The sequence below is a fragment of the Ensifer sp. ENS02 genome (genome assembly GCF_014851885.1).
Taxonomy (GTDB): Bacteria; Pseudomonadota; Alphaproteobacteria; order Rhizobiales; family Rhizobiaceae; genus Ensifer; species Ensifer adhaerens.
In genome coordinates this window covers 1-14210 of sequence record NZ_JACVAO010000009.1, presented here as the reverse complement: position 1 = coordinate 14210, position 14210 = coordinate 1, and the positions used below count along the sequence as shown (strand labels likewise).

The 14210-nt window shown below is 60.0% G+C and carries 10 protein-coding genes and 1 tRNA gene; 1 reads left to right on the top strand and 10 read right to left on the bottom strand.

Annotated features, from left to right (window positions below; all coding sequences use genetic code 11):
- Window positions 1–11 precede the first annotated feature (11 nt).
- The 9 genes from rpoC to IB262_RS19515 form a co-directional block, all read right to left on the bottom strand.
- Entirely contained in the window at window positions 12–4217 is a 4206-nt protein-coding gene (gene rpoC / locus IB262_RS19555; protein WP_034795495.1) for a DNA-directed RNA polymerase subunit beta', read from the bottom strand.
- Between the two features lie 184 nt (window positions 4218–4401).
- Window positions 4402–8541 carry a DNA-directed RNA polymerase subunit beta gene (gene rpoB / locus IB262_RS19550; protein WP_034795492.1) on the bottom strand — a complete coding sequence of 1380 codons (4140 nt, stop codon included), beginning with the start codon at window positions 8539–8541 and terminating at the stop codon, window positions 4402–4404.
- A 267-nt stretch (window positions 8542–8808) separates the two neighbouring features.
- Window positions 8809–9186: a 50S ribosomal protein L7/L12 gene (gene rplL, locus IB262_RS19545; protein ID WP_034795489.1), complete on the bottom strand. Its 378-nt coding sequence runs from the start codon at window positions 9184–9186 to the stop codon at window positions 8809–8811.
- A gap of 58 nt (window positions 9187–9244) precedes the next feature.
- A complete protein-coding gene (gene rplJ, locus IB262_RS19540; RefSeq protein ID WP_034795485.1) occupies window positions 9245–9763 on the bottom strand; it encodes a 50S ribosomal protein L10 in 519 nt (172 codons plus the stop codon).
- Between the two features lie 330 nt (window positions 9764–10093).
- Window positions 10094–10792, bottom strand: coding sequence for a 50S ribosomal protein L1 (rplA, locus tag IB262_RS19535; protein WP_034795482.1), 699 nt, complete (start codon window positions 10790–10792; stop codon window positions 10094–10096).
- 4 nt (window positions 10793–10796) lie between these two features.
- Entirely contained in the window at window positions 10797–11228 is a 432-nt protein-coding gene (rplK, locus tag IB262_RS19530; protein ID WP_034795479.1) for a 50S ribosomal protein L11, read from the bottom strand.
- A gap of 208 nt (window positions 11229–11436) precedes the next feature.
- Window positions 11437–11967, bottom strand: a complete 531-nt coding sequence (gene nusG, locus IB262_RS19525) for a transcription termination/antitermination protein NusG (protein WP_034795476.1) — start codon at window positions 11965–11967, stop codon at window positions 11437–11439.
- A 16-nt stretch (window positions 11968–11983) separates the two neighbouring features.
- A complete protein-coding gene (secE, locus tag IB262_RS19520; protein ID WP_034795473.1) occupies window positions 11984–12184 on the bottom strand; it encodes a preprotein translocase subunit SecE in 201 nt (66 codons plus the stop codon).
- Between the two features lie 197 nt (window positions 12185–12381).
- Window positions 12382–12457 (bottom strand) — tRNA-Trp (locus tag IB262_RS19515).
- A 254-nt stretch (window positions 12458–12711) separates the two neighbouring features.
- Here IB262_RS19515 and IB262_RS19510 point away from each other — a divergent pair.
- A complete protein-coding gene (locus tag IB262_RS19510) occupies window positions 12712–13248 on the top strand; it encodes a GrpB family protein (protein WP_110819909.1) in 537 nt (178 codons plus the stop codon).
- A gap of 15 nt (window positions 13249–13263) precedes the next feature.
- On the opposite strand, the gene tuf is transcribed toward IB262_RS19510, so the two are convergent.
- Window positions 13264–14210 (bottom strand): elongation factor Tu (gene tuf / locus IB262_RS19505; protein ID WP_192359106.1); only part of this gene is annotated, 947 nt, incomplete at its 5' end.

The window sequence follows — 14210 nt, the reverse complement described above, 5'->3', positions numbered from 1 at the left end:
GCCCTCCCCCATTATTCGGCTGCCGCGTTCTCGCTTGCGAGATCGGCGAGCATCGGCGTTGCCACGTCTGCACCGGTGCCGCGACGACGCTCTTCCAGGATCATTTCGTCGCGCGCGGTTGCGATGCGACGGATCTGGGTCATCGTGCCGCCGGTACCGGCCGGGATCAGACGGCCGACGATGACGTTTTCCTTCAGACCCTGCAGGCCGTCGGTCTTGCCGGCGATTGCGGCTTCCGTCAGGACCTTCGTGGTCTCCTGGAACGACGCTGCCGAGATGAACGACGGCGTCTGCAGCGAGGCCTTGGTGATGCCGAGCAGGACCGGATCGCCGTAAGCCGGCTTCTTGCCCTGTTCGATCAGGCCGTCATTGACGTCTTCGAGCTCGATGCGGTCGACGTTGTCGCCGACGATGTAGGTCGAGTCACCGGCGTCGGTGATTTCAACCTTCTGCAGCATCTGACGGACGATCACCTCGATGTGCTTGTCGTTGATGACAACGCCCTGCAGTCGGTAGACTTCCTGGATTTCGTTGACCAGGTAGGAAGCAAGTGCTTCCACGCCCTTGATCGCCAGGATGTCGTGCGGCGCCGGGTTGCCGTCGAGGATGTAGTCGCCCTTTTCGATGTAGTCGCCATCCTGAAGATGGAAGGGCTTGCCCTTCGGGATCAGGTATTCGACCGGCTCGACACCGTCTTCCGCCGGCTCGATCAGAACGCGACGCTTGTTCTTGTAGTCGCGGCCGAATCGGATCGTACCATCGATCTCAGCGATGATGGCGTGATCCTTCGGACGACGTGCTTCGAACAGTTCGGCAACGCGCGGCAGACCACCGGTGATGTCCTTGGTCTTGGCGCTTTCGAGCGGCGAACGTGCAAGCACGTCACCCTGCGAAACCTTCGTGCCCGGTTCTACCGACAGAATGGCGTCAACCGAAAGCATGAAGCGGGCGTCGCCACCACGCGACAGCTTCATGACTGCGCCGTTCTTGTCCTTGATGACGATCGCCGGCTTCAGGTCCGTACCGCGCGGCGTCGAACGCCAATCGATAACCTGACGCTTGGTGATGCCGGTGGACTCGTCGGTCGCTTCCAGAACCGAGATGCCGTCGACGACGTCTTCGAAGTGAACGGTACCTTCCACTTCCGTCATCATCGGACGGGTGTAGGGGTCCCATTCGGCGAGACGCTGACCGCGCTTCACCTTGTCGCCGTCGTCGACGAGGATCTTCGAACCGTAGGCAACGCGCTGCGAGGACCGCTCGACGCCACGTTCATCCAGGATCTGGACGGCCATGTTACGACCCATGGCGACGAGAACGCCGTCAGAGTTGCGCAGCATGTTGCGGTTCTTGATCTGAACCGTACCTTCGTAGGACGCTTCCAGGAACGACTGGTCAACCACGGTCGCCGTACCACCCAAGTGGAAGGTACGCATGGTGAGCTGGGTGCCCGGTTCACCGATCGACTGTGCGGCGATAACGCCAACCGCTTCGCCCATGTTGACCGGCGTACCACGAGCCAGGTCGCGGCCGTAGCAGACGCCGCAAACGCCCGTCTGGATTTCGCAGGTCAGCGCCGAGCGGATGCGGATCGACTGAATACCAGCCTTCTCGATCTCGATGACATCCGGTTCAAGGATCATCCGGCCGGCGTCGACGATGCGAGCGCCCGTGACCGGGTGATCGATGTCGTCCAAAGCCGTACGACCGAGAATACGAGCGCCAAGCGAAGCCACGACCTGACCGGCATCGACGATCGCCGTCATGGTGAGGCCCTTGTCGGTGCCACAATCGACGGAGTTGACGATGCAATCCTGCGCGACGTCGACGAGACGGCGGGTCAGGTAACCGGAGTTCGCGGTCTTCAAGGCGGTGTCTGCCAGACCCTTACGGGCACCGTGGGTCGAGTTGAAGTACTCGTTAACGGTCAGGCCTTCCTTGAAGTTCGAGATGATCGGCGTCTCGATGATTTCGCCCGACGGCTTGGCCATGAGGCCACGCATGCCGCCCAGCTGGCGCATCTGGTTCGGAGAACCACGAGCACCCGAGTGCGACATCATGTAGATCGAGTTCATCGGCTTCTGGCGACCATTGTCGTCGAACTCGACCGCCTTGATGCGGGCCATCATTTCTTCGGCGACCTTTTCGGTCGCCTTGCCCCAGGCGTCGACAACCTTGTTGTACTTTTCGCCCTGGGTGATGAGGCCGTCATTGTACTGCTGCTCGTATTCCTTCACGAGCGCTTCAGTGTCGCCGACGATCTTCACCTTGGTGTCCGGAATGACCATGTCGTCCTTGCCGAACGAAATGCCGGCGCGGCAGGCATGGGCGAAGCCGAGCTGCATGATGCGGTCGCAGAAGATGACCGTGTCCTTCTGGCCGCAATGACGGTAGACCGTGTCGATCATCTTGGAGATGTTCTTCTTGGTCATTTCCTGGTTGCAGGTATCGAACGGCACGTTGACGTTGCGCGGCAGCAGCTCGCCGATGATCATGCGGCCAGGCGTGGTTTCATAGATCTTCGAAACCGGGTTGCCCTCGGCGTCGACGGTCTTGAAGCGGCCACGGATCTTGGCGTGCAGCGTCACGGCCTTGGTTTCGAGCGCGTGGTGCAACTCGCCCATGTCCGAGAACGCCATGCCTTCGCCCGGCTCGTTCTGGTTCAGGATCGACAAGTAATAGAGACCGAGAACCATGTCCTGCGACGGAACGATGATCGGCGCGCCGTTTGCCGGGTGCAGAATGTTGTTGGTCGACATCATCAGCACGCGGGCTTCGAGCTGAGCTTCGAGCGACAGCGGCACGTGAACGGCCATCTGGTCACCGTCGAAGTCGGCGTTGAAGGCCGTGCAGACGAGCGGGTGCAGCTGGATCGCCTTGCCTTCGACCAGGGTCGGTTCGAAGGCCTGGATGCCCAGGCGGTGCAGCGTCGGCGCACGGTTCAGGAGAACCGGGTGCTCGCGGATGACCTCGTCGAGGATATCCCAGACTTCCGGCTTTTCCTTTTCGACGAGCTTCTTTGCCTGCTTGACGGTGGACGAGAAGCCCTTGGCGTCAAGACGCGCGTAGATGAACGGCTTGAACAGCTCGAGCGCCATCTTCTTCGGCAGGCCGCACTGGTGCAGCTTCAGCTCCGGGCCGGTCACGATGACCGAACGGCCGGAATAGTCGACGCGCTTGCCGAGCAGGTTCTGACGGAAGCGGCCCTGCTTGCCCTTGAGCATGTCGGACAGCGACTTCAGCGGACGCTTGTTGGCGCCGGTGATGACGCGGCCACGACGGCCGTTGTCGAACAGCGCATCGACAGATTCCTGCAGCATGCGCTTTTCGTTGCGGATGATGATGCCCGGGGCGCGCAGTTCGATCAGGCGCTTCAGACGGTTGTTACGGTTGATGACGCGGCGATAGAGATCGTTCAGATCCGACGTCGCGAAACGGCCGCCGTCGAGCGGCACGAGCGGGCGCAGGTCCGGGGGGATCACCGGAACGACCTTCATGATCATCCATTCCGGACGGTTGCCGGAATCCATGAAGTTCTCGACGATCTTCAGCCGCTTCATCAGCTTCTTCTGCTTCAGATCCGAGGTCGTCTCAGCGAGCTCGGCGCGCAGGTCGCCGGCGATCTTTTCCAGGTTCATCGAAGCGAGCATCTCGTAGATCGCTTCGGCGCCGATCATGGCGGTGAACTGGTCTTCGCCGAACTCGTCGACGGCGAGCATGTAGTCTTCTTCGCTGAGAAGCTGGTTTTCCTTCAGCGACGTCAGACCCGGCTCGGTGACGATGTAGTTTTCGAAGTACAGAACGCGCTCGACATCCTTCAGCGTCATGTCGAGCAGCGTCGAAATGCGGCTCGGCAGCGACTTCAGGAACCAGATGTGGGCAACGGGAGCGGCTAGCTCGATGTGGCCCATGCGCTCACGGCGAACGCGCGACAACGTCACTTCGACGCCGCACTTTTCGCAGATGATGCCCTTGTACTTCATGCGCTTGTACTTGCCGCACAGGCACTCGTAGTCCTTGATCGGTCCAAAGATGCGCGCGCAGAACAGACCGTCGCGTTCCGGCTTGAACGTGCGGTAGTTGATCGTCTCCGGCTTCTTGATCTCACCGTAAGACCAGGAAAGAATCTTCTCCGGCGAGGCGATCGAAATCCGAATGGAATCGAAGGTCTGTGCAGGCACCTGCGGATTGAAAAGATTCATGACCTCTTGGTTCATGCCTGTCTCCTTTACGGGCTTTACGCCCTGAGCTTGGCGAGGGTGCCGACAAATCCCGGGCGCCGGCCCCTGCCCCATAAACAGCTAAAACCGCATTGGCTGCGGCTTCGTTCCTGCCGGAGACGTCAGCGTCTCCCGGCGGAAACGGTGCGCGCCGCATGAGCGGCACGCACCTTGGGTCTCTTTACTCGGCTGCGTCGGGCAACTGCGCCGCGCCAGCCTCGTCGACCTTCGAGTTTTCGAGCTCGACCGAAAGGCCCAGCGAGCGCATTTCCTTGACGAGAACGTTGAAGCTCTCCGGAATGCCCGCTTCGAAGGTATCGTCGCCACGGACGATCGCTTCGTAGACCTTGGTACGACCGGCAACGTCGTCCGACTTGACCGTCAGCATTTCCTGCAGGGTGTAGGCGGCGCCGTACGCTTCGAGCGCCCAGACCTCCATTTCCCCGAAGCGCTGACCGCCGAACTGCGCCTTACCACCGAGCGGCTGCTGGGTGACGAGCGAGTACGGACCGATCGAACGGGCGTGGATCTTGTCGTCGACCAAGTGGTTGAGCTTCAACATGTAGATGTAGCCCACGGTCACCTGGCGGTCGAACTGATCGCCGGTACGGCCGTCATAGAGCGTCGACTGACCGGTCACCTTCAGACCTGCCTGCTCCAGCATCTCGTTGACGTCGGCTTCGACAGCACCGTCGAAGACCGGCGTTGCGATCGAAACGCCGCGACGGGTCTGCTCGGCCAGGCGCACGATCGACTCGTCGTCGTACTGCTTGATCGGCTCACCCTTCGGGCCCGACCCGATGACGCTGTCGATGGTGTCGCGCAGCGGCTGGATATCGGCACCTGCCTTGTAGGCGTCGAGCATCGCGCCGATCTTCTGACCCATGCCGGCGCAAGCCCAGCCAAGGTGGGTTTCGAGGATCTGGCCGACGTTCATGCGCGAAGGCACGCCGAGCGGGTTCAGAACGACGTCGACATGCGTGCCGTCTTCCAGGAACGGCATGTCTTCGATCGGTACGATACGCGACACGACGCCCTTGTTGCCGTGACGACCGGCCATCTTGTCACCCGGCTGGATCTTGCGCTTCACAGCGACGAAGACCTTGACCATCTTCATGACGCCCGGAGGCATTTCGTCGCCGCGCTGGACCTTCTCGACCTTGTCCATGAAGCGCTGTTCAAGGCGCGACTTGGATTCGTCGTACTGGGCGCGAAGAGCTTCGATCTCGCCCTGAGCCTTTTCGTCTTCGACGGCGAACATCCACCACTGCGAGCGGGGGTATTCGCTGACGACGAGGTTCGAAAGCTCGGTGCCCTTCTTGAAGCCCTTCGGACCGGCAACGGCCGTGTGGCCACGCAGCATGTCGACGAGACGGGCGTAGACGTTGCGGTCCAGGATCGCCTGTTCGTCGTCGCGGTCCTTGGCGAGGCGTTCGATTTCCTCGCGCTCGATCGCCATCGCGCGCTCGTCCTTCTCAACGCCGTGGCGGTTGAAGACGCGAACTTCGACGACGGTACCGAAGGTGCCCGGGGGCATGCGCATCGAGGTGTCGCGAACGTCGGAGGCCTTTTCACCGAAGATGGCGCGCAGAAGCTTTTCTTCCGGCGTCATCGGGCTTTCGCCCTTCGGCGTGATCTTGCCGACGAGGATGTCACCCGGCTGAACCTCTGCACCGATATAAACGATACCGGCTTCGTCAAGGTTGCGCAGCGCTTCTTCCGAAACGTTCGGAATGTCGCGGGTGATTTCTTCCGGACCCAGCTTGGTGTCACGCGCCATCACTTCGAATTCTTCGATGTGGATGGAGGTGAACACGTCGTCGCGCACGATCCGCTCGGAGAGCAGGATCGAGTCTTCGTAGTTGTAGCCGTTCCACGGCATGAACGCGACGAGCGCGTTGCGGCCGAGAGCCAGGTCACCGAGGTCGGTCGACGGACCGTCAGCGATGATGTCGCCCTTGTTCAGGATGTCACCGACGGTGACCAGCGGGCGCTGGTTGACGCAGGTGTTCTGGTTCGAGCGCTGGAACTTCTGCAGACGGTAGATATCGACGCCCGACTTCGACGGATCGAGGTCTTCGGTGGCGCGGATAACGATACGGGTCGCGTCAACCTGGTCGACGACACCGCCACGACGGGCTGCAATAGCAGCGCCGGAGTCACGGGCAACGACCGGCTCCATGCCGGTACCGACGAACGGTGCTTCGGCGCGCAGCAGCGGCACGGCCTGACGCTGCATGTTCGAGCCCATCAGTGCGCGGTTGGCGTCGTCGTTCTCGAGGAACGGGATGAGCGCCGCTGCGACCGAAACGAGCTGCTTCGGCGAAACGTCCATCAGGTTGATGTTGTCGCGCGGCGCCAGCATAACTTCGCCGGCGTGACGGCAAACAACGAACTCTTCAGCGAACGAGCCATCGTTCTCGAGAACCGAGTTTGCCTGGGCAACGTGGTACTTCGCCTCTTCCATTGCGGAGAGATAGACGACGTCGTTCGTCACCTTGCCGTCAACGATCTTGCGGTACGGGCTTTCGATGAAGCCGTACTTGTTGACGCGGGCAAAGGTTGCAAGCGAGTTGATCAGACCGATGTTCGGGCCTTCCGGCGTTTCGATCGGGCAAATGCGGCCGTAGTGGGTCGGGTGAACGTCGCGGACTTCGAAGCCGGCGCGCTCGCGGGTCAGACCACCCGGGCCAAGAGCCGAAAGACGGCGCTTGTGGGTGATTTCCGAAAGCGGGTTCACCTGGTCCATGAACTGCGACAGCTGCGAGGAGCCGAAGAACTCGCGAACGGCGGCCGCAGCCGGCTTCGCGTTGATCAGGTCCTGCGGCATGACCGTGTCGATTTCGATCGAAGACATACGTTCCTTGATCGCGCGCTCCATGCGGAGCAGGCCGAGACGGTACTGGTTCTCCATGAGCTCGCCGACCGAACGAACACGGCGGTTGCCGAGGTTGTCGATGTCGTCGATCTCGCCCTTGCCGTCACGCAGCTCGACGAGCATCTTGACGACAGCCAGGATGTCTTCCTTGCGCAGGATGCGCACGGTGTCGGCAACTTCGAGGTCGAGACGCATGTTCATCTTGACGCGACCGACGGCCGAAAGGTCGTAGCGCTCGGCATCGAAGAACAGCGTGTTGAACATGGCTTCCGCGGAATCCATGGTCGGCGGTTCACCCGGACGCATGACGCGGTAGATGTCGAACAGGGCGTCCTGACGGTTCTCGTTCTTGTCTACGGTCAGCGTGTTGCGGATGTAGGCGCCGACATTGATGTGGTCGATGTCGAGAACCGGGATCTCGTCGAAACCAGCCGAGAGGATGACCGGAAGGGTCTTCTCGTCGATTTCGTCGCCGGCTTCGAGATAGATCTCGCCGGTGCTGTAGTTGACGACGTCTTCGGCAAGGTAGTTGCCGTAGAGGTCATCATTGGTTGCCTTGAGCGCTTTCAGGCCCTTTTCCTGCAGCTGGCGCAGCAGACGCGGGGTCAGCTTCTTGCCGGCTTCGACAACGACTTCGCCGGTGTCGGCGTCGACCATCTCGGTGATGGCCTTCTGGCCCTTAAGGGCGTCCGGCTGGAACGGCACGCGCCAGCCTTCGCCGTCGCGCTGGTAGAGCGACTTCGTGTAGAAGGTGTCGAGGATTTCCTCGCCGTCCATTCCGAGCGCCATCAGCAGCGACGTCACCGGAATCTTGCGGCGACGGTCGATACGGGCATGAACGATATCCTTGGCATCGAACTCGATGTCGAGCCAGGAACCGCGGTAAGGAATGACACGGGCCGCAAACAGCAGCTTGCCCGACGAGTGGCTCTTGCCCTTGTCGTGGTCGAAGAACACGCCCGGCGAACGGTGCATCTGCGAAACGATGACGCGCTCGGTGCCGTTGACGATGAAGGTACCGTTGTCGGTCATGAGCGGCATGTCGCCCATGTAGACGTTCTGTTCCTTGATGTCCTTGATCGACTTCGCGCCGGTATCCTCGTCGATATCGAACACGATGAGGCGCAGCGTCACCTTGAGCGGCGCTGCGTAGGTCAGATCGCGCTGACGGCATTCTTCGACGTCGAACTTCGGCGGCTCGAATTCGTACGAAACGAATTCAAGCATCGATGCGCCCGAGAAGTCCTTGATCGGGAAAACGGACTTGAAAACAGCTTGGAGCCCTTCATCAGGGCGACCGCCCTTGGGCTCTTCAACCATCAGAAACTGGTCGTAGGATGCCTTTTGAACCTCGATGAGGTTCGGCATTTCTGCGACTTCTGGAATTTTACCAAAAAACTTGCGTACGCGCCTGCGACCGTTAAACGAAAGGGTCTGAGCCATCGTCGCTCCTTGTCAATCTTGCATCCGGGCCTGCAACGGACGGGAACCGATGGCCAGTCGACCCCGTCAATCAATGAGTAGTTCAATCTCGTCCAACCAACGAAAAACGCTCAGCGCGGATTGCTGTGCTGCCTTCCGTTCGAGACCATCCTCTTGAAGAACCCATTACCCAAAAGCCGTTTTTCGACAGGCTTTTGGGTAATATGTTCTAAAAACGGTCAAAGAGAGGCGGCCTGAAAAGGCCACCTCCCCTTGCATGTAGCCGAATTACTTGACGTCAACCTTGGCGCCAGCGTCTTCGAGCTTCTTCTTGAGGTCAGCAGCTTCAGCCTTGGAAACTGCTTCCTTAACCGGCTTCGGAGCGCCTTCGACCAGGTCCTTGGCTTCCTTGAGGCCGAGGCCGGTGATGCCGCGAACTTCCTTGATGACGTTGATCTTGTTGGCGCCAGCGTCAACGAGGATAACGTCAAACTCGGTCTTTTCTTCTTCAGCAGCAGCCGGAGCAGCAGCGCCGCCAGCAGCAGCGACAGCTACCGGAGCAGCAGCCGAAACGCCCCACTTCTCTTCGAGCAGCTTGGAAAGCTCAGCAGCTTCCAGAACGGTCAGCGAGGAGAGGTCTTCAACGATCTTTGCGAGATCAGCCATTTTACTTTTCCTTTTGTTCGGTTCGAACTGGTTTTAAATACAACAGCGAAAATCCGCCTTAGGCGGCTTCGTCCTTCTTGGCATAGGCCGAGAACACGCGAGCAAGCTGGCTTGCCGGTGCCTGAACAACCGTTGCGACGCGGGTTGCCGGGGCATTGAGAAGGCCCAGCAGCTTTGCGCGCAGCTCGTCGAGCGAAGGCAGGGTCGCAAGCGACTTGACTGCTTCGGCGTTGAGCGTGGTCGTGCCCATGGCGCCACCGAGAACAACGAGCTTGTCGTTGGTCTTGGCGAAATCCATGACAACCTTAGGAGCCGTGATCGGGTCTTCGCTGTATGCGATCAGCGTCTGACCCTTGAAGAGATTGGTCATCCCTTCCGACTCGGTGCCCTGAAGAGCGATCTTGGCCAGGCGGTTTTTCGCGACTTTGACGGTGCCGCCAGCAGCGCGCATCTTCGAACGGAAGTCGTTCATCTGCGCAACTGTGACACCAGCATAGTGGGCCACGACAACCGAACCGGAAGCCTTGAAGACTTCGTTCAGCTCCGTGACGAATTCGCGTTTTTCCGCTCTTTCCACTGTCTGTCTCCAGTAGACAGGGTTGCAATAATGCAGCCCCATCGGGTTTGCCTTTGTCACCCGAGATCGAGCTCGATCCCTGATAACGCTTAAGGATCCTGTCCCTTGGCGTTCCCGGAAGAGCCGGGTCTGACACAAGGCAAGCGAGGTTCGAACCGAATTTCGACGCCTCCGGCGTCATGGCGAAATTCAGATCTTACCCGTCTCATGCAGGCCGAAGTGATTAAGGTATAACCACCCGCAATCTCGGACAGGAGTTCCGGATCGAAATCCGGATTTCCGGCCCCGAAGGGCCGGAAACTCTTTTCCGGGCCGAAGCCCGAAAATTCTTTAGGCGACGCTGAGCGTGGCCGGGTCGATCTTGAGACCCGGGCCCATGGTCGACGAAATCGCGACGCGCTTGACGTAGTTACCCTTGGCGCCGGTCGGCTTTGCCTTGATCACGGCGTCAGCGAAAGCACGGATGTTTTCTTCCAGTGCCTTGGCGTCGAAGGACGCCTTGCCGATGCCAGCGTGAACGATACCGGCCTTCTCGACGCGGAACTCAACGGCGCCGCCCTTGGAAGCCTTGACGGCACCAGCGACATCCATCGTAACCGTGCCAACCTTCGGGTTCGGCATCATGCCACGCGGGCCGAGAACCTTACCGAGGCGACCGACGAGCGGCATCATGTCCGGGGTGGCGATGCAGCGATCGAAATCGATCTTGCCGCCCTGGACGATTTCGACGAGCTCTTCTGCGCCAACGACGTCAGCACCAGCAGCCTTGGCTTCGTCAGCCTTGGCGCCACGTGCGAAAACGGCGACGCGAACCGAGCGGCCGGTGCCGTTCGGCAGGTTGACAACGCCGCGGACCATCTGGTCAGCGTGGCGCGGGTCAACGCCGAGGTTCATCGCAACTTCGACGGTTTCGTCGAACTTGGCAGTTGCGCGTTCCTTGACCATCGAGACGGCTTCGGTGAGACCGTAGATCTTCGTCGGGTCAACGCCCTCGCGGGACTTCTGTACTCGCTTTGCAATCTTCGCCATGGTCTTAGCCTACCACTTCCAGGCCCATAGCGCGGGCAGAGCCCTCGATCATAGCCATTGCGCCTTCGATATCGGCGGCATTGAGATCCTTCATCTTGGCTTCGGCGATCGACTTGATCTGAGCCTTGGTGAGCTTGCCAGCCGAACCGCCCTTGCCGGGGGTCTTCGAGCCGGACTGGATCTTTGCTTCCTTCTTCAGGAAGTAGCTGACCGGCGGCTGCTTCATGACGAAGGTGAAGGACTTGTCCTGGTAATAGGTGATGACGACCGGGATCGGCATACCCTTTTCCATTTCCTGCGTGGCGGCATTGAACGCCTTGCAGAATTCCATGATGTTAATGCCACGCTGACCGAGCGCAGGACCGATCGGCGGAGACGGATTGGCCGCCCCAGCCTTCACCTGCAGCTTGAGCTGGCCTGCAACTTTCTTAGCCATTTCTCTCTGCCTTTCTGAAATCCCCTCGCGACGGATCGCTCCAGGGACCTGTTATGCCAGTTACCCGGCTCTTGCCGACCTCAATGGCCGGCGGCTGCGGTTGCGTGGTACGGAACATCCGACCCGGCTAAGGCCGGCATCCTTCCACGCGCATGCGGATTTCTCCGCCAGAATGGGCCTAAACCCACCCTATCCTTTTAAGGCCTTATCAGACCTTCTCGACCTGACCGTATTCCAGCTCGACCGGGGTCGCGCGGCCGAAGATCGAAACTTCGACCTTGAGGCGCGAACGCTCTTCGTCGACATCCTGAACGACGCCGTTGAACGACGCGAACGGACCGTCGGAGACGCGAACCTGCTCGCCGATCTCGAACGAGACCGAAGGCTTCGGACGCTCGACGCCATCCTGGACCTGACCGAGAATGCGCTCGGCTTCATGGTCCGGAATCGGAACCGGCTTGCTGTCGGTACCGAGGAAACCGGTCACCTTCGGCGTGTTCTTGATGAGATGGAAAGCCTCATCCGTCAGGTTGGCGCGAACCAGAACGTAGCCCGGGAAGAACTTGCGCTCGGCGTCGACCTTGCGGCCGCGACGCACTTCGACAACCTTCTCGGTCGGCACGAGAATCTTCTCGAACAGGTGCTCGAGACCCTTCTGTTTGGCCTTTTCCTCGATCGATTCAGCGACCTTCTTTTCGAAGTTCGAATAGGCGTGAACAATGTACCAGCGCGCAGCCATACTAGCCTCCACCCAATCAAGCGCCAACGTTGAGGATGAGGCCGATCGCCCAACCCATCAACTGGTCCGCAGCAAAGAAGAAGGCAGCGGCAAAAAAGACCATGACAAAAACCATCAGCGTCGAGATCATCGTCTCGCGCCGAGAGGGCCAGGTCACTTTCGACGTTTCAGAGCGAACCTGCTGCAGAAACGTTACCGGATTCGTTTTGGATGCCATGTAATGCTCACGCCATTACGGCGCGTAAAGCCGATGATTCAGCCCCACGCACCGCGTGTCTGTTTGGACCCTACATAAAGACCGATTCTAAAAACCACAAGAGCCAATCAGTCTTTTCTGTGAATTTCGTCGACCGGCTAACCGATCCTTAAACTTACTCTGCCGAACCCTCAGCTCTTATGCAAGCCTGGAGGGAATGGCAGGGGCAGAGGGGCTCGAACCCCCGACCTGCGGTTTTGGAGACCGCCGCTCTACCAACTGAGCTATACCCCTATTCGGCTGCGTGCCCGTTCAACAACGTCTCGCCGCCTCAAGTCAGCGGCTTCATATTCAGTTTGCCGGAGGATGACAAGCACCTTTCAACGCCGATCCGAAAAAATCCGCATTCAATCGCATCTATCCCCTGCCCTGCCGGCCGGAGTGCCCCCAAAAAAAAGGCAAGTCATTGCCTCGTCACTCAGAAATGGTCGCGGCGCTGCGGGCATTCGCTATCCTGCCAGAAGCTCTCCTCACCGGAATCGATTCGCATGTCGCGCATCACGCTGGTCGAATATGATCCTCTCTGGCCGTCGCTCTTTGAGGCGCGGGCGCTTTCCATCACCGCCCTGCTCTCGCCTTTCGTCCGCGAGATCCACCACATCGGAAGCACAGCGATACCCGGACTGGCCGCGAAGCCGAAGATCGATATCGATGCGGTGGTAGCGGACGTAGCGGAGCTGCCGGAGCTCAGCGCTCGCCTCTGCAACGCAGGCTACACCTTTCACGGCGACCCGCACGCAAGCGGCCTGTGGACGTTTACTATGGCAACGCTTGCCTATGGCACGCGGCTCTATCTCTGTGGAGACGACAACGCCGCCCATGCGGCACGTCTAGTGCTCAGGGATCGGCTACGTGACGCTCCCGAACTCGCCAGCCGCTACGAAGCCCTGAAGCGGCAACTCGCAGAGCAGGCCAATGGCGATTGGGATATCTACACCCACGGCAAGCGCGCCTTCATCGACGAAGTCCTGGCGACAACCGAAACGAAAAAGGCCCCGCCGTTGCCGGCGGGGCCTCTCTACTGATCTGAAATCAGTCGATTACTCGACGATCGAGGCAACGATGCCTGCGCCGACGGTACGGCCGCCTTCGCGGATTGCGAAGCGCAGCTTTTCTTCCATCGCGATCGGAACGATCAGCTCAACGGCAACGGTGACGTTGTCGCCCGGCATAACCATTTCCGTGCCTTCCGGCAGCGTCACGATGCCCGTCACGTCCGTCGTGCGGAAGTAGAACTGCGGACGGTAGTTGGTGAAGAACGGCGTATGACGGCCGCCTTCTTCCTTCGTCAGGATGTAGGCTTCAGCCATGAACTTCTTGTGCGGCTTGACCGAACCCGGCTTGCACAGGATCTGGCCACGCTCGACGCCGTCACGGTTAACACCACGGATCAGCGCGCCGATGTTGTCGCCGGCCTGGCCCTGGTCGAGCAGCTTGCGGAACATTTCAACGCCCGTAACCGTCGTCTTCGACGTGTCGCGGATGCCGACGATTTCGACTTCTTCGCCAACCTTGACGATGCCGCGCTCAACGCGACCGGTCACAACCGTACCACGGCCCGAGATCGAGAACACGTCTTCGATCGGCATCAGGAACGGCTGGTCGATCGGACGCTCAGGCGTCGGGATGTAAGCGTCAACAGCTGCCATCAGCTCGCGGATCGCGTCTTCGCCGATCTTCTTGTCCGAATCTTCCAGAGCAGCAAGAGCCGAGCCCTTGATGATCGGAATGTCGTCGCCCGGGAATTCGTAGGACGACAGAAGTTCGCGAACTTCCAGTTCGACGAGCTCGAGAAGCTCGGCGTCGTCAACCTGGTCGACCTTGTTGAGGAACACGACGATTGCCGGAACGCCAACCTGGCGAGCGAGCAGGATGTGCTCGCGGGTCTGCGGCATCGGGCCGTCAGCAGCCGAGCAAACCAGGATCGCGCCGTCCATCTGCGCTGCACCGGTGATCATGTTCTTGACGTAGTCGGCGTGGCCGGGGC

Bases quoted from the DNA above. Each gene is read 5' to 3' on its own strand.
- rplL (WP_034795489.1), bottom strand. From the start codon at position 9,186: ATGGCTGATCTCGCAAAGATCGTTGAAGACCTCTCCTCGCTGACCGTT.
- secE (WP_034795473.1), bottom strand. From the start codon at position 12,184: ATGGCATCCAAAACGAATCCGGTAACGTTTCTGCAGCAGGTTCGCTCT.
- rpoC (WP_034795495.1), bottom strand. From the start codon at position 4,217: ATGAACCAAGAGGTCATGAATCTTTTCAATCCGCAGGTGCCTGCACAG.
- IB262_RS19510 (WP_110819909.1), top strand. From the start codon at position 12,712: ATGTCGCGCATCACGCTGGTCGAATATGATCCTCTCTGGCCGTCGCTC.
- rplK (WP_034795479.1), bottom strand. From the start codon at position 11,228: ATGGCTAAGAAAGTTGCAGGCCAGCTCAAGCTGCAGGTGAAGGCTGGG.
- rplA (WP_034795482.1), bottom strand. From the start codon at position 10,792: ATGGCGAAGATTGCAAAGCGAGTACAGAAGTCCCGCGAGGGCGTTGAC.
- rpoB (WP_034795492.1), bottom strand. From the start codon at position 8,541: ATGGCTCAGACCCTTTCGTTTAACGGTCGCAGGCGCGTACGCAAGTTT.
- nusG (WP_034795476.1), bottom strand. From the start codon at position 11,967: ATGGCTGCGCGCTGGTACATTGTTCACGCCTATTCGAACTTCGAAAAG.